Below are 19116 nucleotides of genomic sequence, written 5' to 3'. Positions count from 1 at the left end.
GATGGCTTCTGAATTACTGTATGGCGCTTTGTGCGCTCTTTATTATGCCGGGTGGCGCTGACGCTACCCGGCAGAGTTTTAGCTTACTTCACACACGCCGAACACTGGGAAGACTGGATCTGTTTGAAGAAGTCGTTACCTTTGTCATCCACGAGGATAAACGCCGGGAAATCTTCCACCTCAATTTTCCAGATCGCTTCCATACCCAGTTCCGGGTATTCCACACACTCCAGGCTCTTGATGCTGCCCTGCGCCAGCACGGCTGCCGGGCCGCCGATGCTGCCGAGGTAGAAGCCGCCGTGCTTGTGGCAGGCGTCCGTCACCTGCTGGCTGCGGTTGCCTTTCGCCAGCATGATCATGCTGCCGCCGTTGGCCTGCAGCTGGTCAACGTACGAGTCCATACGGCCTGCCGTGGTTGGGCCTAACGAACCGGAAGCATACCCTTCAGGCGTTTTCGCCGGGCCTGCGTAGTAGATCGGGTGATCTTTAATGTACTGCGGCAGCCCTTCGCCGTTGTCCAGACGCTCTTTCAGCTTCGCGTGCGCGATGTCGCGTCCGACGATAATCGTGCCGTTCAGGGAGAGACGCGTCGACACCGGATACTGCGAAAGCTGTGCCAGGATCTCTTTCATCGGACGGTTCAGGTCAACGCGAACCGCTTCACCCTCACCTGCTTTACGCAGTTCTTCCGGAATGTACTTACCTGGGTTGTTTTCCAGTTTTTCGATCCACACACCTTCGCGGTTGATCTTGGCCTTGATGTTACGATCCGCAGAGCAGGACACGCCCATCCCGACCGGGCAGGATGCACCGTGACGCGGCAGACGGATCACGCGCACGTCGTGAGCAAAGTACTTACCGCCAAACTGTGCACCCAGGCCCAGATTACGCGCTTCTTCCAGCAGTTCTTGCTCAAGCTGCACGTCGCGGAACGCCTGGCCGTGCTCGTTCCCTTCCGTTGGCAGGCCATCGTAGTATTTGGTTGAGGCCAGTTTCACGGTCTTCAGCGTGCTTTCAGCCGAGGTACCGCCGATCACGAAGGCAATATGGTACGGCGGGCACGCCGCGGTGCCGAGGGTGCGCATCTTCTCAACCAGGTAGTTCTTAAGCTTGCCCGGGGTGAGCAGCGCTTTGGTTTCCTGGTAGAGATAGGTTTTGTTGGCTGAACCGCCGCCTTTGGCGATGCAGAGGAATTTGTACTCGTCACCGTCTACGGTATAGAGGTCAATCTGCGCAGGCAGGTTGGTACCGGTGTTGACCTCTTTGTACATATCCAGCGCCGCGTTTTGCGAATAGCGCAGGTTATCTTCGGTGTAGGTGTTGTAGACGCCGTGCGCCAGCGCCGCTTCGTCACCACCGCCGGTCCAGACGCGCTGGCCTTTTTTACCGACAATGATTGCCGTGCCGGTGTCCTGACAGGTCGGCAGAACGCCTTTGGCTGCGATATCGGAGTTACGCAGGAACTGCAGGGCAACGTATTTATCGTTCTCGCTGGCCTGCGGGTCGCTCAGGATATCGGCAACCTGCTGCTGATGCGCGGGACGGAGCATAAACGAAGCGTCGTGGAACGCATGCTGCGCCAGCAGCGTCAGCGCCTGCGGATCGACCTTGAGGATCTCCTGTCCTTCAAACTCAGAGACGGAAACGTGATCGCGGGTTAACAGGTAATACTCGGTCTGATCCTTACTCAGCGGGAAAGGATCCTGATAATGAAAGGGTTTATTCGACATTGTTCTCTCACTTACTGCTTCAGTCTGATTATTTGGGCAGATGTTCCGCTGCCCGCTTAAAAGCGAGTCAGCTTATCCTACACAATTTTTTAACAAAAACTGAGACTAGTACGACTTTTTACATCCGCAGGTTACTTCCACGTGGTTTATTGCTTTAATACCCGGAGTTAATTCCACATTTGAATCAGGGCTTGATAATGCAAAAACTCATTAACTCAGTGCAAAACTACGCCTGGGGAAGTAAAACTGCGTTAACGGATCTCTACGGTATCGCGAACCCGAACAACCTGCCGATGGCAGAACTGTGGATGGGGGCGCACCCGAAGAGCAGCTCAAAAATTGAAGATGCCAGCGGCCAGATTCGCGCTCTGCGCGACGTCATTGATGCCGATAAAGGCGCGCTGCTGGGCGACAAGGTTGCCAGCCGTTTTGGTGAGTTGCCGTTCCTGTTTAAAGTACTGTGCGCCGACCAGCCGCTCTCCATTCAGGTTCACCCGAACAAGAAAGCCTCTGAGATTGGTTTCGCCAAAGAGAACGCCGCAGGCATTCCGTTAGATGCCGCCGAGCGTAACTACAAAGATCCTAACCATAAGCCGGAGCTGGTCTTTGCGCTGACCCCGTTCCTGGCGATGAATGCGTTCCGCGAGTTTTCAGAGATCATCTCCCTGCTGCAACCTGTCGCAGGTGCCAACAAGGCTATCGCCCACTTCCTCGAAAACCCAAACGCAGACGCGCTGAGCCAGCTGTTTGCCAGCCTGCTTAACATGCAGGGTGAAGAGAAATCGCATGCGCTGGCGGTGCTGAAAGCGGCGCTGAACACGCAGCAAGGTGAACCGTGGGAGACTATCCGTCTGATTTCCGAATTCTACCCGGACGACAGCGGTCTGTTCTCTCCTCTGCTGCTGAACGTGGTGAAGCTGAACCCGGGCGAAGCGATGTTCCTGTTTGCCGAAACGCCTCACGCCTATCTGCAGGGTGTCGCCCTGGAGGTAATGGCCAACTCTGACAACGTGCTGCGCGCGGGTCTGACGCCGAAATATATCGATATTCCTGAGCTGGTTGCCAATGTGCAGTTCGTGGCGAAACCAGCCGGAGAGCTGCTGACTCAGCCGGTGAAAAACGGCGCAGAACTGGACTTCCCTATCCCGGTTGAGGATTTTGCTTTCTCACTGCACGACCTGAGCCAGACAGAAACGACCATCGCGCAGGAGAGCGCGGCGATCCTGTTCTGCGTAGAAGGCGAAGCGGTGCTGCATAAGGGAGAACAGTGTCTGGTGCTCAAGCCGGGCGAGTCGGCTTTCGTTGCGGCCAATGAATCTCCGGTTAGCATTAGCGGTAAAGGCCGCCTGGCGCGCGTTTTTAATAAGCTATAGGGACTTACTGAATTTTTTAACAACTCTTGCTAAGCTAGTTGCTGGCTTTATATCTCCGGGCGGTGTCTACCGCCTGGTTTCATTTTAGGGATAGTCGCAATGAAAAAATCGGTCGTAGCGGTTGGAGTGATTGTAGCGTTAGGCGTGGTCTGGACAGGTGCCTCCTGGTTTACCGGGAAACAGCTGGAAGGCCGTCTGGCTGAGATGGTGGCGCAGGCTAACAGCGAGCTTAAACGCAGCGCGCCGGAAGCAGGTCTTGAGCTGAGCTACCAGAATTATCAGCGCGGCGTATTTACCAGCCATATGCAGGTTGTGGTGAAGCCGGTTGCCGGTACTGAAAACGGCTGGCTGAAATCGGGCCAGAGTGTGGTGCTGGATGAAGTGGTCAGCCACGGTCCGTTGCCTCTGGCGCAGTTGAAGTCCTTTAACCTGATCCCGTCGATGGCATCCGTTCACACCGTACTGGTGAACAACGACCTGACCAAACCGCTGTTCGACCTGGCGAAGAATGAATCACCTTTCGAGATTAACACCCGCATCAGCTATGCCGGTGACACGAGTTCCGATATTGCCCTGAAAGCGCTGAACTACGAGAAAGAGAATGAGAAAGTCGCCTTCAGCGGCGGTAACTTCAAGCTTGATGCTGACCGCGACGGAAACGTGTTCTCCCTGACGGGTGAAGCGGAAAGTGGCCTGGTCAATGCCGTCAATGAATACAACCAGAAAGTTCAGCTCACCTTCAATAATCTGAAAGCCGACGGCAATAGCCGAATGACCGATTTTAAAGAGCGTATCGGCGATCAAAAACTGTCTCTCGATAAGGTTGCCATTGCGGTTGAAGGAAAAGAGATGGCCGTGCTGGAAGGCATGGACGTCAACGGCAAATCCGACGTTTCCAAAGACGGTAAGAGTATCAATACTCAACTGGACTACACGCTGAAGAGCCTGAAAGTGCAGAATCAGGATCTGGGCACCGGCAAACTCTCTCTGAAGATCGGCAATATCGACGGCCAGGCGTGGCACGAGTTTAGCCAGAAATACAGCAAAGAGAGCCAGGCGCTGCTGACCGATACCGCACTGCAGCAGAACCCTGAGGTATATCAGCAGCAGGCGATAGCGGTGCTGTTCAATAACCTGCCGATCCTGCTGAAAGGCGAGCCGGTGATAACCGTTGCGCCACTGAGCTGGAAAAACAGCAAAGGTGAAACCAACTTTAACCTGTCTCTTTTCCTGAAAGATCCGGCAACTGCCACGGGTGAACCGCAAACGCTGGCGCAGGAAGTCGATCGCAGCGTGAAATCGCTCGACAGCAAGCTGACCATCCCTATGGAGATGGCAACCGAGTTTATGACCCAAATTGCGAAACTGGAAGGCTACGGTGATGAAGACGCCGGCAAGCTGGCGAACCAGCAGGTGAAAGGCCTGGCGGCGATGGGCCAGATGTTCCGCATCACCAAGGTGGAGAACAACACGATTTCCACCAGCCTGCAGTACGCCAACGGCCAGGTCACGCTCAACGGCGATAAAATGCCGCTGGAAGACTTCGTCGGCATGTTTGGTATGCCGGCTCTGGGGATGCCGGACCCGGCTGAACCGGCAGCGCCAGCTGAACCGGCTGCACCGCAGCAGTAAACGTCAAAACCCCTCGCATGAGGGGTTTTTTATTGCCGGGTGGTGCAGAGGCGTCTATTTCACCGTCACCAACCGCGCCGCCACAATCTGATGCCCGGCCTGGACATCCGTATTCTCGATGCGCTGCATGATCCTGTCTGCCAGCGTGTAGCCCATCTCCCGCGCGGGCGTCGTGGCCCAGACGATTGGAAGATCGTCCAGCGCGTTTTCGCCGACGTCGGCAAATGCCCCTAGCGCCACCTGATGGCCGAAGAAGGTTTCTACCCCGCCCTCGCCGCTCTGACGCCCGGCGCGGATCAGCCCAAACCAGGCTCCCATGGCGATCACGTCGTTATAGCAAATCACGGCGCTGATCGTCGGGCTGCTGCGCAACAACGCGCTTATCGCTTCCGCCGCTTTCTTTTGGCTGGATTCGCACTCAACGACCCATTCACTGTGGAATGGCAGGCCGTATTTAATCAGCGTCGCGCAGTAGCCGCCTACCCGCTCGGCCCGGGTCAGGGACGAACTTTTGCCGCCGAGCCAGGCAATGCGCTGATGACCGCGACGAATAAGATGTTCGGTTAACATTTGTGCGGCCTGCATGTTATCCGGGCGCAGCGTATCAGCCTCATCCAGGTAACTGGCGCGCGAGGCAAAGACCAAAGGCACACCTTTTTCGGCGGCTCGTTCACACAGCTCACTGCCTACGCCTGACGCCCCGGCGACAATCACCCCGTCGACACCCTGGTTAAGCAACATATCCAGGCGGGAAAGCAGCTGATCGGCTTCACGGCCACCGTGCAGCAGAAAGACCATCCGTCCCTGCGCTTCAAGCGCCTCGGTTAACCCTGCAGTCAGTTCTGCATAGAAGGGAGACGTCAGGTCACGAACAATCAAACCGATCACCCCGCTTTGCCCACCGCGCAGCGCCGATGCCTGGCGGTTACGCACAAAGCCCAGCTGTTCAACCGCCTCGTTCACCCGCTGGCCGGTCGCAGGAGAGATCCGCCCTTTCCCGCTTAGCACCAGAGAAACGGTGCTGACGGAAACACCCGCCGCCAGCGCAACATCGTTGATGGTGATTTTTTTCGCTACAGCCATGTGTCGGCGTGACTCCCTGAAATGAGATCGGTAAAACGTTTTATCAATACGTTATCTTTATACTACCAGTCAAAGCCTGAGAATGTGATTTAGCGCGCACTAAACTTTGATAAAACGTTTTATCTTCTCGCAGCATTGAAGCAGATAAACTGATTTTAACAATAAAGGAGTCGTTTTATGACGGCGAAAGCAGCACAAAAAATATCGCTGTGGGAGTTTTTCCAGCAACTGGGTAAAACCTTTATGCTGCCCGTGGCACTCCTCTCGTTCTGCGGGATCATGCTCGGGATCGGCAGTTCACTCAGCAGTAAAGACGTCATCACGCTGATCCCGTTCCTCGGCGCGCCAGTGCTGCAGGCGATCTTTATCTGGATGAGTAAGGTCGGCTCCTTTGCCTTCAGTTTCCTGCCCGTGATGTTCTGTATTGCTATCCCGCTGGGTCTGGCGCGCGAGAATAAAGGCGTGGCCGCGTTTGCCGGTTTTGTGGGTTACGCGGTGATGAACCTGGCCGTTAACTTCTGGCTGACCGCGAAAGGCATTCTGCCTACCACCGACGCCGCTGTGCTGAAAGCTAACAACATTCAGAGCGTGATTGGTATCCAGTCTATTGATACCGGGATCCTCGGTGCGGTGATCGCCGGGGTGATCATCTGGATGTTGCACGAACGCTTCCACAATATCCGTCTGCCGGATGCGCTGGCATTCTTCGGTGGTACCCGCTTTGTGCCGATTATTACCCTGGTGGTAATGGGTCTGTTTGGTTTGATCATTCCGCTGATCTGGCCAGTCTTTGCGATGGGTATCAACGGCATTGGGCGCATCATTAACGGCGCGGGAGATTTTGGACCGATGATCTTCGGTACCGGTGAACGCCTGCTGCTGCCGTTTGGCCTGCAACATATCCTCGTGGCTCTGATTCGCTTCACCGAAGCGGGTGGTACCATGGAGGTGTGCGGTCACGATGTGAGCGGTGCACTGACTATCTTCCAGGCACAGTTAAGCTGCCCAACTACGCACGGCTTCTCCGAAAGTGCAACCCGCTTCCTGTCTCAGGGGAAAATGCCTGCCTTCCTCGGCGGCCTTCCTGGCGCTGCGCTGGCAATGTACCACTGTGCACGCCCGGAGAATCGTCATAAAATTAAAGGCCTGCTGATTTCCGGCGTGATCGCCTGCGTGGTAGGCGGTACCACTGAGCCAATCGAATTCCTGTTCCTGTTCGTCGCACCGGTGCTGTATCTCATCCACGCCGTGCTGACCGGTCTGGGCTTTACCGTGATGGCGGTACTGGGGGTTACCATCGGCAACACCGACGGCAACGTGATCGACTTCGTGGTGTTCGGTATTCTGCACGGCCTGTCCACCAAGTGGTATCTGGTGCCGGTCGTGGCGGCTATCTGGTTCGCGGTGTATTACGGTATCTTCCGCTTCGCCATCACCCGCTTTAATCTGAAAACGCCAGGTCGTGATACCGATACAGCGAGCAATGTTGAGCAGGCTGTTGCCGGGACCGTGGGTAAATCCGGCTATAACACCCCTGCTATTCTGGCGGCACTGGGCGGTGCGGATAACATCACCTCTCTGGATAACTGCATTACCCGTCTGCGTCTGTCAGTGGCGGATATGTCGAAAGTAGACACCAACGCCCTGAAAGCCAACCGGGCCATCGGCGTGGTGCAACTAAATCAGCACAATTTGCAGGTGGTTATCGGCCCACAGGTACAGTCAGTGAAAGATGAGCTGGCGACCCTGATGCGAACTGTCGAAGCCTGATGCCTCAGCCCCCTCACCATGAGGGGGTTTTACTTTAAGGACGTACGTCATGTTTGATTTTTCTCCCGTCGTGGATCGTCACGGCACCTGGTGTACACAGTGGGATTACGTCGCCGACCGTTTTGGCGCGGCCGATTTGCTGCCCTTCACTATCTCGGATATGGATTTCACCACCGCCCCCTGCATTACCGATGCGCTGCAACAGCGCATTCATCACGGCGTGTTTGGCTATAGTCGCTGGAAGAACGAGGAGTTCCTGGCCGCCGTCGCGCACTGGTTCCAGCAGCGGTTTAACAGCCAGATTAATACGGAAACCGTCGTTTATGGTCCTTCCGTCATTTATATGGTCTCTGAATTGATTCGTCTCTGGTCAAACCCCGGCGACGGCGTGGTGGTACACACCCCGGCATACGATGCGTTTTACAAAGCCATTGAAGGCAATGCTCGTCATGTGGTGCCCGTCGAGATGGAAAAGCATGCCGCAGGCTGGCAGGGAAATATGGCTGCGCTGGAAGCGGCCCTTGCAAAATCTGAAAACAAAATTTTGCTGCTGTGCAGCCCGCAAAACCCGACCGGCAAGGTCTGGACGCGGGATGAGTTGACCCACATGGCGGAACTGTGCGCACGCTATGACGTGGCGGTGATCAGCGATGAAATACATATGGACATGGTGTGGGGAGATCGTCGTCACACGCCGTGGAACGCGGTAGCACGGGGCAAATGGGCGCTTCTCACCTCCGGTTCGAAAAGTTTCAATATTCCGGCGTTGACCGGCGCTTACGGCCTGATTGGTGATGAAGAAAGCCGTAACGGTTATCTTAGCGCGTTGAAAGGCCGGGACGGACTCTCTTCCCCTTCCGTGCTGGCACTGACGGCACATATCGCCGCCTATCAGCAGGGAGAGCCGTGGCTGGATGCCTTGCGGCGTTATCTGGAAGAAAATTTGTCGTATATCGCGCAGGAAATAAACAGCGCTTTTCCGAAACTGAACTGGCAGCCGCCAGAAGCGACCTATCTGGCCTGGATTGACCTGCGCCCACTGAACATTGACGACCGGGCGCTGCAAAAAGTGCTGATCGAGAAGCAAAAAGTCGCCATCATGCCAGGAAATACCTACGGCAAAGAGGGAAATGGCTTCGTGCGCCTGAATGCTGGCTGCCCGCGCAGCAAGCTGGAACAAGGGGTTCAACGCCTTATCGCCGGGATTAACACGCTACTGTAATTCATTTGCGCAACGGAATATTCCATTGCGCAAATAGCTTTTTACCTCGTTTTGTTTTTATAATATGGCGCACTTTAACCAGAAAAGAGTGCGACCATGATTGATACACGCCTGCCATTAACTGATATTCATCGTCACCTTGACGGTAACATTCGTGCCCAAACCATCCTCGATCTTGGCCGCCAGTTCAATTTAACGCTTCCTGCTCAGACACTTGAGTCCTTGATCCCTCATGTTCAGGTCACCTCCAATGAACCTGACCTGGTCAGCTTCCTGAGTAAACTCGACTGGGGCGTGAAGATGCTGGCCTCGCTGGATGCCTGCCGCCGCGTGGCGTTCGAGAACATCGAAGATGCCGCCCGTAACGGTCTGCATTACGTCGAACTGCGTTTCTCGCCAGGCTATATGGCGATGACCCACAACCTGCCCGTTGCAGGCGTAGTGGAAGCCGTCATTGAAGGCGTCCGCGAAGGCTGTAAAACGTTTGATGTCCAGGCCCGTCTGATTGGCATCATGAGCCGTACGTTCGGTGAGGCAGCCTGCCTGCAGGAACTGGAAGCGCTGCTGGCGCATCGCGATGCCATCACTGCGGTCGACCTCGCCGGTGATGAGCTGGGCTTCCCGGGCAGTCTGTTCCTGTCCCATTTCAACCGCGCGCGTGACGCCGGGTGGCACATTACCGTTCATGCAGGTGAAGCGGCAGGTCCGGAAAGCATCTGGCAGGCCATCCGCGGGCTGGGCGCCGAGCGTATCGGCCACGGCGTAAAAGCGGTAGAAGATCGCGCTCTGATGGATTTCCTGGCGGAACAGCGCATCGGAATTGAGTCTTGCCTGACGTCTAATATTCAGACCAGCACCATGGCAACGCTGGCACAGCACCCGCTGAAAACGTTCCTTGAGCACGGTGTGCTGGCCTCACTGAACACTGACGATCCGGCGGTTCAGGGGGTGGATATTATTCACGAATACAACATTGCTGCGCCTCAGGCGGGTCTGAGCCGCGAGCAAATTCGTCAGGCGCAGATCAACGGGCTGGAGATCGCTTTCCTGACGCCTGAAGAGAAGCAGGCGCTGCGGGATAAGGTGGCAACCGCGTAAGCCTTTTTGCCGGGTAGCGGCTGCGCCTTACCCGGCATACAAAATATCTGTACCTTATGCCAGACAGAGCGTGGCGCGATGTTTGGCTGATTCGATGCCCAGCTCAATCAGCTCCATAATCTGAATGGCCTGGCTTGCCGGAACCGGATTTTCCCCCGTTCCGTTCAGCGCATCGCGGATAGCTGCATAATAAGCCGGGTAGTTACCTGGAATAGTCAGCAAGGTTTCCTCCACCAGCTCCTCACCTTCAACCCGCGTCACAACACCGTCTCGCATATCATAGCCCCAGTCTTCCTGTGGCAAACGCTCCCCGTTTTTTAAGCGATCTTCCTGCGGGTCGAGACCGAACTTCACATAACTCCCGCGCGTACCGTGAATGATATAACGCGCGGATTCTGCGGCCGCCACCATCGTCCCGTGGAGCACAATTCGACGCTGTGGGTAACTCAAAACCGCATGGAAATAATCCGTTGTCTGCGCGCCAGGCCTGAGCTGTGCCAGATCGACCGTCATACTCACCGGCAGGCCAAACAGATTCACGGCCTGATCCAGAAGATGCGGGGCCAGATCGTACCAGATGCCGCTGCCCGGACCGGCCTGCTCGCGCCAGCGGTTTCGTACCTGCGGGCGAAAACGGTCAAAATGCGATTCAAAAAAGAGGATCTCCCCCAACGTACCTTCGCTGAGAAGCCTTTTTACGGTCAAAAAATCGCTGTCCCAACGGCGGTTATGGAATACCGAAAGTAACCTGCCCAGGCTCTTTGCTAGCGCATCAAGCTCGCGTGCTTGTGACAACGTCACGGTAAAGGGTTTATCAACGACCACGTGCTTGCCGGCTTCCAGCGCCGCCTTTGCCAGCGGAAAGTGCGTGTCGTTTGGCGTGGGGATGATAATTAAATCAATATTCGGATCGTTGAAAAGATGTCTAGGTTCAGAGACAACCGGCACGGAAGGCCAGTCGGCATGGACTTTAGTTGCATCACTACTGGATACGGCAGCCAGCGCCATTCCGGGCGTCCCGGCGATCAGAGGCGCATGAAACGTTTTTCCCGCATATCCATAACCAATAAGCCCGACGCGGATATTATCACTCATAGTGTCATCCTCTTTTATGGCGTTCTTATTTCACACTGGCTAGCCTGGCATTACCACAGATTAATAATGTGCCATATGACTTAAAATAGCAGGTTGTATGGGTTGTTTTTGTTACATAGTATTAACCACCTGATTTTGTTTAAGGGAACCGTTCCCAAAGCACTTGCCGCCGGGGAAACGCCGCTGTAACATCTGCTCCCTGTATTTATGGATAAATTACAACTACGAATCATGACGTCAATTATTAATCGAATCATTGAATTAGCGGGATGGATTGTTCTTGGGGTATCGGTCATTTTGCTTGGCGTTGCCAGCCATATCGATAACTACCAACCGCCGGAGCCTGTCACAGTCGCCCAACCTAAGTAACCGGTTACTGCAATAAAGAGTGACACAATATGTCAGTTACGTATTGCCAGCCCTGGTGAACACGGTTAACCTTCTCTTCCAGGCATCATTTGATGCCTGAAACTTTCAGCAAAGAAAACTCCTAATTTAGTCGCATTACCTGAGTGGGCTGTTTACGTCTTTATTAATCCGTTTATTATTCGAACGAATTACCTTAACTGGTATTACTCACTTTTATATGGAAAATTATTAATATGACAGTTCAGGACTATTTATTAAAATTTCGCAAGATCAATTCCCTTGAAAGCCTGGAAAAACTGTTTGACCATCTGAACTACACCCTGTCGGATAATCAGGAAATCATCAACATGTATCGTGCCGCTGACCATCGCCGTGCGGAACTGGTCTCCGGAGGCCGTTTGTTCAATGTGGGTGAAGTGCCTAAGTCTGTCTGGCGTTACGTTTTATAAGAAAGTAGCCATCAGCGCGAAATGTTATATACTCTCCGCCCTGCAAACTGGCTGTACAACATTTCGCGCAGATTATGGGAGAGTTTATGACCGCAACGCCTGGAGAACGCATTGGAGGCTGGTTAATCGCCCCACTGGCATGGCTGCTGGTTGCCTTATTAAGCGCATCACTTGCGCTGCTGCTTTATACCACCGCACTGATTACCCCGCATGCCATCCAGACGCTGATGTCGCAAAGTGTGCTTAATATTGCGATGTGGTTTGTATCGTTCGTTTTCGCGATAGGGATGTGGTACTACACGCTGTGGCTGACCATCGCTTTCTTTAAGCGCCGTAAAAGTGTGCCTAAGCATTACATTATCTGGCTGCTGATTTCGGTCCTGCTGGCGGTAAAAGCTTTTGCTTTTTCGCCGGTTTCTGACGCCCTGGCCGTCCGCCAGCTACTTTTCCCTTTACTGGCCGCTGCGCTGCTGGTGCCCTATTTTAAGCGTTCGACACGGGTGAAAAACACCTTTGTGAACCCGTAATAACCTTACAGATAACCTGTTGTCGCCTGCGTTGGTTTATCCGATAATAGGCGGCTTTTTTATTTCAGGCTAAATAATGACCGATTACTTACTGCTCTTTGTCGGCACAGTGCTGGTTAACAACTTCGTCCTGGTGAAGTTCCTTGGCCTATGTCCATTTATGGGCGTTTCCAAAAAACTGGAAACTGCAATGGGCATGGGGCTGGCGACCACCTTTGTCATGACGCTGGCGTCTATTTGCGCGTGGTGGATTGATACCTGGATCCTTATCCCGTTGGGGTTAACCTATCTCCGTACGCTGGCCTTTATTCTGGTTATTGCAGTGGTTGTGCAATTTACCGAAATGGTGGTACGCAAAACCAGTCCGGCGCTCTATCGCCTGCTGGGGATTTTCCTGCCGTTGATTACCACCAACTGCGCCGTGCTCGGCGTAGCGCTGCTGAACATCAACCTTGGGCATAACTTTATGCAATCGGCACTGTATGGTTTTTCTGCGGCCGTCGGTTTTTCTCTGGTGATGGTGCTGTTCGCCTCTATTCGTGAGCGCCTCGCCGCAGCGGATATCCCTGCGCCGTTTCGCGGTAACGCGATTGCGCTGGTGACCGCAGGTTTAATGTCTCTGGCCTTTATGGGCTTTAGTGGTCTGGTGAAGTTGTAATGAATGCTATCTGGATTGCCATCGCCTCTATCAGCGTCCTGGGGTTGGTGTTTGGCCTTATCCTGGGTTACGCCTCCCGCCGTTTTGCGGTAGAGGACGATCCTGTTGTTGAAAAAATTGATGAGCTTCTTCCACAAAGCCAATGTGGACAGTGTGGCTATCCCGGTTGCCGCCCCTATGCCGAAGCGGTAGGGATTCAGGGTGAAAAAATTAACCGCTGTGCACCGGGTGGTGAGGCGGTAATGCTGAAAATTGCGGCTCTGCTGAACGTTGACCCGCAGCCGATTGATGGCGATGCAGACGTCCAGGAGCCGGTTCGCGCCCTTGCTGTGATCGACGAAGCAAACTGCATCGGCTGTACCAAATGTATTCAGGCCTGCCCTGTAGATGCCATCGTTGGCGCAACCCGCGCCATGCACACTGTCGTCGCTGATCTGTGTACTGGCTGCAACCTCTGCGTAGCGCCATGCCCGACGCAATGTATTGAACTGCGCCCGGTTGAAACGACTACCGAAAGCTGGAAGTGGGATCTTCAAACCATTCCGGTTCGCAACATTCCTGTGGAACAACATGCTTAAGTTATTTTCTGCTTTCAGAAAAGAGAAGATCTGGGACTTTGACGGCGGTATTCATCCGCCGGAGATGAAAACCCAGTCCAACGGCACCCCACTGCGTCAAATTCCGCTGGCGACGCGTTACATCATGCCTCTCAAGCAGCATATTGGCGCGGAGGGCGAGCTGTGTGTGAAAGAAGGTGATACGGTTCTTCGCGGCCAGCCGCTGACCTTTGGCCGGGGACGAATGCTGCCTGTACACGCGCCAACATCTGGCAAAGTGATGGCAATCGCTCCGCATACGGTGGCTCACCCGTCAGCACTTTCAGAACTGAGCGTCATTATTGAAGCCGACGGTGAAGATCGCTGGATCGAGCGTGACGGCTGGGGCGACTACCGCAACCGGAGTCGCGATGAGCTCATCGAGCGTATTCATCAGTTCGGTGTGGCCGGACTGGGCGGCGCAGGCTTCCCTACCGGTGTCAAACTGCATGGCGGTGGCGATAAAATACAGACGCTGATTATCAATGCTGCTGAATGCGAGCCTTATATCACCGCAGACGATCGTCTGATGCAGGATTGCGCCGCCCAGGTGGTGGAAGGTATTCGCATTCTCGCGCACATTCTGCAGCCGAAAGAAGTACTGATTGGTATTGAAGACAATAAACCACAGGCCATCTCAATGCTGCGCGCCGTACTGGCCGGTAGCCATGATATCGCCCTGCGCGTCATTCCAACCAAGTACCCTTCTGGTGGCGCAAAACAGCTGACGCAGATTCTTACCGGTAAACAAGTGCCACACGGTGGACGCTCCTCAGATATCGGTGTGCTGATGCAAAACGTCGGGACCGCCTATGCGGTGAAGCGCGCGGTGATTGACGGCGAGCCGTTGACCGAGCGCGTGGTAACGCTGACCGGAGAGTCTGTCTCGCGTCCGGGGAACGTCTGGGCGCGACTGGGAACGCCGGTTCGTCACCTGCTGGAACAGGCTGAGTTTTGCCCTGGCAGCGACCAGATGGTGATCATGGGCGGCCCACTGATGGGCTTTACCCTGCCGTGGCTGGATGTCCCGGTGGTCAAAATCACGAACTGCCTGCTTGCGCCTTCTCCAATCGAAATGGGCGAAGAGCAGGAGGAGAAAGGTTGTATCCGCTGTAGTGCCTGTGCCGACGCTTGCCCGGCGGACCTGCTTCCGCAGCAGTTGTACTGGTACAGTAAAGGCCAACTGCACGACAAAGCACAAGCCCATAATCTGGCTGACTGTATTGAATGCGGAGCCTGCGCCTGGGTTTGCCCAAGTAACATTCCACTGGTGCAGTATTTCCGCCAGGAGAAGGCTGAAATTTATGCCATCTCAATGGAAGAAAAACGTGCAGCCGAAGCAAAAGCCCGCTTTGAAGCGCGCCAGGCTCGACTGGAGCGCGAAAAAGCGGCTCGTCAGGAGCGCCATAAGCAGGCTGCTGTTCAGCCAGGTGAGAAAGATCAGGATGCCATTAACGCGGCACTGGCGCGCGTTCGCGAGAAAAAAGCGACCGCAGCCCAAACCGTGGTCATCCCGGCGGGTGAGAAACCGGATAATAGCGAAGCGATTGCCGCCCGCGAAGCGCGTAAAGCAGCGGCTCGCGCCCGTCAGGCTGAAAAAGCGCAAACAGCTCAGGCTGAAGTTGAGGTTGATCCACGGAAAGCCGCCGTTGAAGCGGCAATTGCCCGCGCCAAAGCCCGAAAAGCCGGTGAGCAAAACGTGGTAGTCGAGAAAGAGGCGGTGGACCCGCGCAAAGCTGCCGTCGAAGCGGCAATAGCCCGTGCCAAAGCCCGTAAGACAGCACAACAGACGCAGACAACCGAACCCGAAATGCCGGTCGACCCGCGCAAAGCCGCTGTTGAAGCAGCAATTGCACGCGCTAAAGCCCGTAAAGCGGCGCAACAGGAAGAGCAACCTCAGGCCGCAAATGACGACCCGCGCAAAGCTGCCGTCGCCGCTGCCATCGCGCGCGTTCAGGCGAAGAAAGCCGCACAGCAAGCAGTTAACGAGGATTAAATGGTTTTCAGAATCGCAAGTTCCCCTTACACCCACAACCAGCGCCAGACATCGCGCATTATGATGCTGGTCTGCCTGGCCGCGCTGCCGGGCATTGCCGTTCAGTGCTGGTTTTTCGGCTGGGGAACCCTGTTCCAGATAGTCCTGGGCTGTGTCAGCGCCTTAGCCGCTGAAGCCCTGGTGCTTAAACTGCGCAAGATGGTAGTTTCCCGCATCCTTGCCGACAACTCCGCGCTACTGACCGGCCTGCTGCTGGCCATCAGTATTCCACCGTTTGCCCCATGGTGGATGGTGATACTCGGTACCGTCTTCGCAGTGATAATTGCCAAACAACTGTATGGTGGACTCGGTCATAACCCGTTTAACCCGGCAATGATCGGCTACGTGGTGCTGCTGATCTCCTTCCCGGTACAGATGACAAGCTGGTTGCCACCGCATGAGATTGCGGCAACGGTTCCGGGCTTTATGGATGCCCTTCACGTGATCTTTACCGGCCATACCGCACTCGGCGCTGATATGAACACGCTGCGTATGGGCGTGGATGGTATCAGCCAGGCGACGCCTCTCGATACGTTTAAAACGTCCCTGCACGCGGGTCACAGCGTTGAACAGATTATGAAATCAGCCATCTACAGTGGCGTGCTGGCAGGCGCAGGCTGGCAGTGGGTTAACCTGGCGTATCTGCTGGGCGGTCTGTTCCTGCTGCAACAAAAAGCCATTCGCTGGCATATCCCGGTCAGCTTCCTCGTGACGCTGGCGGTTTGTGCCACGCTGGGCTGGGTGTTCTCCCCCGAGTCACTGGCCAGCCCGCAGTTGCATTTGCTCTCCGGCGCGACCATGTTAGGCGCATTCTTTATCCTGACGGATCCGGTTACCGCGTCAACGACCAACCGTGGCCGCCTGATCTTCGGTGCGCTGGCTGGGTTGCTGGTATGGTTGATCCGCAGCTTTGGTGGCTATCCGGATGGTGTGGCATTTGCCGTCCTGCTCGCCAACATTACCGTTCCGCTCATCGACTATTACACGCGTCCGCGCGTGTACGGACATCGTTAAGGGTTTCGCCATGTTAAAAACAATGCAAAAACACGGCGTTACGCTGGCTGTCTTCGCCGCGGTCCTGACTGGGCTGACGGCACTGGTGAATTCGTTGACCAAAACGACCATCGAAGAACAGGCTTCGAAGCAGCAAAAAGCGCTGTTCGATCAGGTGATCCCGTCTGATTTCTACGATAATGACCTGCAGCAAAGCTGTTTCATCGTCCAGGCACCGCAGTTAGGCAAAGGCGCACATCGCGTCTTTATCGCCCGTAAAGGGGATAAACCGGTGGGCGCGGTGATGGAAGCGACCGCCCCCGATGGCTATTCCGGTGCCATTCAACTGCTCGTTGGCAGCGATTTCTCCGGTACGATACTGGGCACCCGCGTAACGGAACATCATGAGACGCCGGGTCTTGGCGATAAAATTGAAACCCGTCTGAGCGACTGGATTTTGCATTTTGCCGGTAAAGTGATTCATGGCGAAGGAGATACTGCCTTTGCGGTGAAGAAAGATGGCGGCGAGTTCGACCAGTTCACCGGGGCGACCATCACCCCACGCGCCGTGGTTAACGCCGTAAAACGAGCCGGGCTGTATGCTGAAACGCTGCCCGCGCACATCAACAATCTTCCGGCCTGTGAGGAGTAATCATGAGCCAGGTTAAAGAAGTTATTGTCCAGGGGTTGTGGAAGAACAACTCCGCGCTGGTACAGCTTCTGGGAATGTGTCCATTGCTGGCGGTCACCTCCACCGCCACCAACGCGCTTGGTCTGGGTCTGGCGACCACCCTGGTACTGACCCTGACCAACCTCTCCATCTCAGCCCTGCGCCGCTGGACGCCGTCGGAAATCCGTATTCCGATTTACGTCATGATCATTGCCTCGGTCGTGAGTATCGTCCAGATGCTGATTAACGCTTACGCATTCGGTCTGTATCAGTCGCTGGGCATCTTTATTCCGCTTATCGTCACCAACTGTATCGTGGTTGGACGCGCGGAAGCCTTCGCGGTGAAAAATAGTCCGGCCATGTCGGCGCTGGATGGTTTTTCGATTGGTATGGGCGCCACGGGAGCCATGTTTGTGCTGGGCTCAATACGTGAAATCCTCGGCAACGGTACGCTGTTTGACGGTGCAGACGCGCTGCTGGGCGGCTGGGCCAGGGCGCTGCGCATTGAAGTGTTCCACACCGATACGCCATTTCTGCTGGCCATGCTGCCGCCAGGCGCATTTATTGGCCTCGGCATGATGCTGGCGATAAAATACCTGATTGATGAGAAACGTAAGCGCCGCGCGGCAGAGCGCAGCGTCCAGGAAGGGATACCCGAGAAGGCCTCATGAATAAAGAAAAGCGCATTGCGATCCTGACTCGTCTGAGGGACGAGAACCCACACCCGACGACAGAGTTGAACTTTAACTCCCCGTTTGAGCTGCTGATCGCCGTGCTGCTCTCTGCACAAGCTACCGATGTAAGCGTCAATAAAGCCACCGCCCTGCTCTATCCTGTTGCCAATACGCCGAAGGCCATGCTGGAACTGGGCGTGGAAGGCGTGAAGTCTTATATCAAAACCATCGGCCTGTTTAACAGCAAAGCGGAGAACGTGATTAAGACCTGCCGGATCCTGCTGGAACAGCACGGTGGCGAAGTGCCGGAAGATCGCGCGGCGCTTGAGGCGTTACCCGGTGTAGGTCGAAAAACCGCGAACGTTGTGCTAAATACGGCATTTGGCTGGCCGACTATCGCTGTCGACACGCATATCTTCCGCGTATCTAACCGCACCAACTTCGCACCCGGCAAAAATGTCGAGCAGGTTGAGGAGAAACTGCTCAAAGTGGTTCCTGCCGAATTTAAGGTTGACTGCCACCACTGGCTGATTCTGCACGGGCGTTATACCTGCATTGCCCGTAAGCCTCGCTGCGGCTCCTGCATCATTGAAGATCTCTGCGAATACAAAGAAAAAGTGTATCCCTGATCGACTAATTCCCCCGCTAAAAGAAGGGCTACCAAACGCTCTTCTTTTGGCCGTTATTTGTCCGCCTGTTGCTTACCCTGGCTTGTCACTTGTTCGGCCATTTAACGCTCAAACAGGTTAATAGTTTTTTTATATCCAAAAATTTCTATATATCTGTGATCGCGATCACCCTGATAACTTCATGTTGATTTTTTGTTGTCAAAATCGGCCTAAACCCTTTATCTGACAAGACACACCTCTCCCATCACCGTAGATAAGACCAGCTATTTTTCAGAATATGGGCTATATCACTGCACCAGGCGGCAAATAGCAGAACATATCGCCAAAACCTAATCATGACCGGTCATTACCAGTCGAAAAAACTACCTTTACTCATTGCATGAAATTTAACGCTGAATAACATTTATATAAACCGACGATTATACCACCCAAGATATATGTAACAGATTATTACAAACGTATTGCCAGATGGAGCAGGATAGTGAACATTACCCGCCGTTTCTCCTCCCAAAA

At 54.6% G+C, this 19116-nt stretch carries 18 protein-coding genes; 15 read left to right on the top strand and 3 right to left on the bottom strand.

The window, feature by feature from the left end; genetic code table 11:
* Nucleotides 1-83 precede the first annotated feature (83 nt).
* A complete protein-coding gene (locus LCD46_09820) occupies nt 84-1730 on the bottom strand; it encodes a fumarate hydratase (protein UOY72579.1) in 1647 nt (548 codons plus the stop codon).
* Between the two features lie 197 nt (nt 1731-1927).
* Between LCD46_09820 and manA the strand changes: the two genes are divergently transcribed.
* Together manA and LCD46_09810 are read left to right on the top strand one after the other, a co-directional pair.
* Nucleotides 1928-3103: a mannose-6-phosphate isomerase gene (gene manA, locus LCD46_09815; GenBank protein ID UOY72578.1), complete on the top strand. Its 1176-nt coding sequence runs from the start codon at nt 1928-1930 to the stop codon at nt 3101-3103.
* Between the two features lie 99 nt (nt 3104-3202).
* Nucleotides 3203-4735 (top strand): YdgA family protein, encoded by a 1533-nt coding sequence (locus LCD46_09810; protein ID UOY72577.1) that lies wholly within the window; start codon nt 3203-3205, stop codon nt 4733-4735.
* A 54-nt stretch (nt 4736-4789) separates the two neighbouring features.
* On the opposite strand, the gene LCD46_09805 is transcribed toward LCD46_09810, so the two are convergent.
* Complete coding sequence (locus LCD46_09805) at nt 4790-5818, bottom strand: Mal regulon transcriptional regulator MalI (GenBank protein ID UOY72576.1); 1029 nt, start codon at nt 5816-5818, stop codon at nt 4790-4792.
* Nucleotides 5819-5995: 177 nt separating this feature from the next.
* Here LCD46_09805 and malX point away from each other — a divergent pair, with 177 nt between their 5' ends.
* From malX to add, 3 genes are all read left to right on the top strand, one after another.
* The gene (gene malX, locus LCD46_09800) at nt 5996-7588 is read left to right on the top strand and encodes a maltose/glucose-specific PTS transporter subunit IIBC (protein UOY72575.1); all 1593 of its coding nucleotides are present in this window, start codon (nt 5996-5998) and stop codon (nt 7586-7588) included.
* A 49-nt stretch (nt 7589-7637) separates the two neighbouring features.
* A complete protein-coding gene (locus LCD46_09795; GenBank protein UOY72574.1) occupies nt 7638-8810 on the top strand; it encodes a pyridoxal phosphate-dependent aminotransferase in 1173 nt (390 codons plus the stop codon).
* 96 nt (nt 8811-8906) lie between these two features.
* Nucleotides 8907-9908: an adenosine deaminase gene (gene add, locus LCD46_09790; GenBank protein UOY72573.1), complete on the top strand. Its 1002-nt coding sequence runs from the start codon at nt 8907-8909 to the stop codon at nt 9906-9908.
* Between the two features lie 54 nt (nt 9909-9962).
* On the opposite strand, the gene LCD46_09785 is transcribed toward add, so the two are convergent.
* Complete coding sequence (locus tag LCD46_09785; protein UOY72572.1) at nt 9963-11003, bottom strand: oxidoreductase; 1041 nt, start codon at nt 11001-11003, stop codon at nt 9963-9965.
* Between the two features lie 243 nt (nt 11004-11246).
* Here LCD46_09785 and blr point away from each other — a divergent pair, with 243 nt between their 5' ends.
* The 10 genes from blr to nth all read left to right on the top strand — a co-directional run bounded on the left by blr (nt 11247) and on the right by nth (nt 18603).
* Nucleotides 11247-11372 (top strand): division septum protein Blr, encoded by a 126-nt coding sequence (gene blr / locus LCD46_09780; GenBank protein ID UOY72929.1) that lies wholly within the window; start codon nt 11247-11249, stop codon nt 11370-11372.
* 233 nt (nt 11373-11605) lie between these two features.
* Complete coding sequence (gene ydgT, locus LCD46_09775) at nt 11606-11821, top strand: transcription modulator YdgT (GenBank protein ID UOY72571.1); 216 nt, start codon at nt 11606-11608, stop codon at nt 11819-11821.
* 86 nt (nt 11822-11907) lie between these two features.
* A complete protein-coding gene (locus tag LCD46_09770) occupies nt 11908-12348 on the top strand; it encodes a DUF2569 domain-containing protein (protein UOY72570.1) in 441 nt (146 codons plus the stop codon).
* Nucleotides 12349-12424: 76 nt separating this feature from the next.
* On the top strand, nt 12425-13006 hold the full coding sequence (gene rsxA / locus LCD46_09765; protein ID UOY72569.1) for an electron transport complex subunit RsxA: 582 nt from the start codon (nt 12425-12427) through the stop codon (nt 13004-13006).
* Nucleotides 13006-13584 (top strand): electron transport complex subunit RsxB, encoded by a 579-nt coding sequence (rsxB, locus tag LCD46_09760; GenBank protein UOY72568.1) that lies wholly within the window; start codon nt 13006-13008, stop codon nt 13582-13584. The genes rsxA and rsxB overlap by 1 nt, the downstream gene beginning before the upstream one ends.
* On the top strand, nt 13577-15598 hold the full coding sequence (gene rsxC / locus LCD46_09755; protein ID UOY72567.1) for an electron transport complex subunit RsxC: 2022 nt from the start codon (nt 13577-13579) through the stop codon (nt 15596-15598). The genes rsxB and rsxC overlap by 8 nt, the downstream gene beginning before the upstream one ends.
* On the top strand, nt 15599-16651 hold the full coding sequence (rsxD, locus tag LCD46_09750) for an electron transport complex subunit RsxD (protein UOY72566.1): 1053 nt from the start codon (nt 15599-15601) through the stop codon (nt 16649-16651). It begins immediately after the preceding gene.
* A gap of 10 nt (nt 16652-16661) precedes the next feature.
* Nucleotides 16662-17282 (top strand): electron transport complex subunit RsxG, encoded by a 621-nt coding sequence (gene rsxG, locus LCD46_09745; protein UOY72565.1) that lies wholly within the window; start codon nt 16662-16664, stop codon nt 17280-17282.
* A 2-nt stretch (nt 17283-17284) separates the two neighbouring features.
* Nucleotides 17285-17971, top strand: a complete 687-nt coding sequence (locus LCD46_09740; protein ID UOY72564.1) for an electron transport complex subunit E — start codon at nt 17285-17287, stop codon at nt 17969-17971.
* Nucleotides 17968-18603, top strand: coding sequence for an endonuclease III (nth, locus tag LCD46_09735; protein ID UOY72563.1), 636 nt, complete (start codon nt 17968-17970; stop codon nt 18601-18603). The genes LCD46_09740 and nth overlap by 4 nt, the downstream gene beginning before the upstream one ends.
* Nucleotides 18604-19116 lie beyond the last annotated feature (513 nt).

The sequence above is a fragment of the Enterobacter ludwigii genome (assembly GCA_023023105.1).
Classification (GTDB): domain Bacteria; phylum Pseudomonadota; class Gammaproteobacteria; order Enterobacterales; family Enterobacteriaceae; genus Enterobacter; species Enterobacter adelaidei.
Note: the sequence above shows the minus strand (reverse complement) of the source record. Positions and strands in the feature narration are given on the sequence as shown.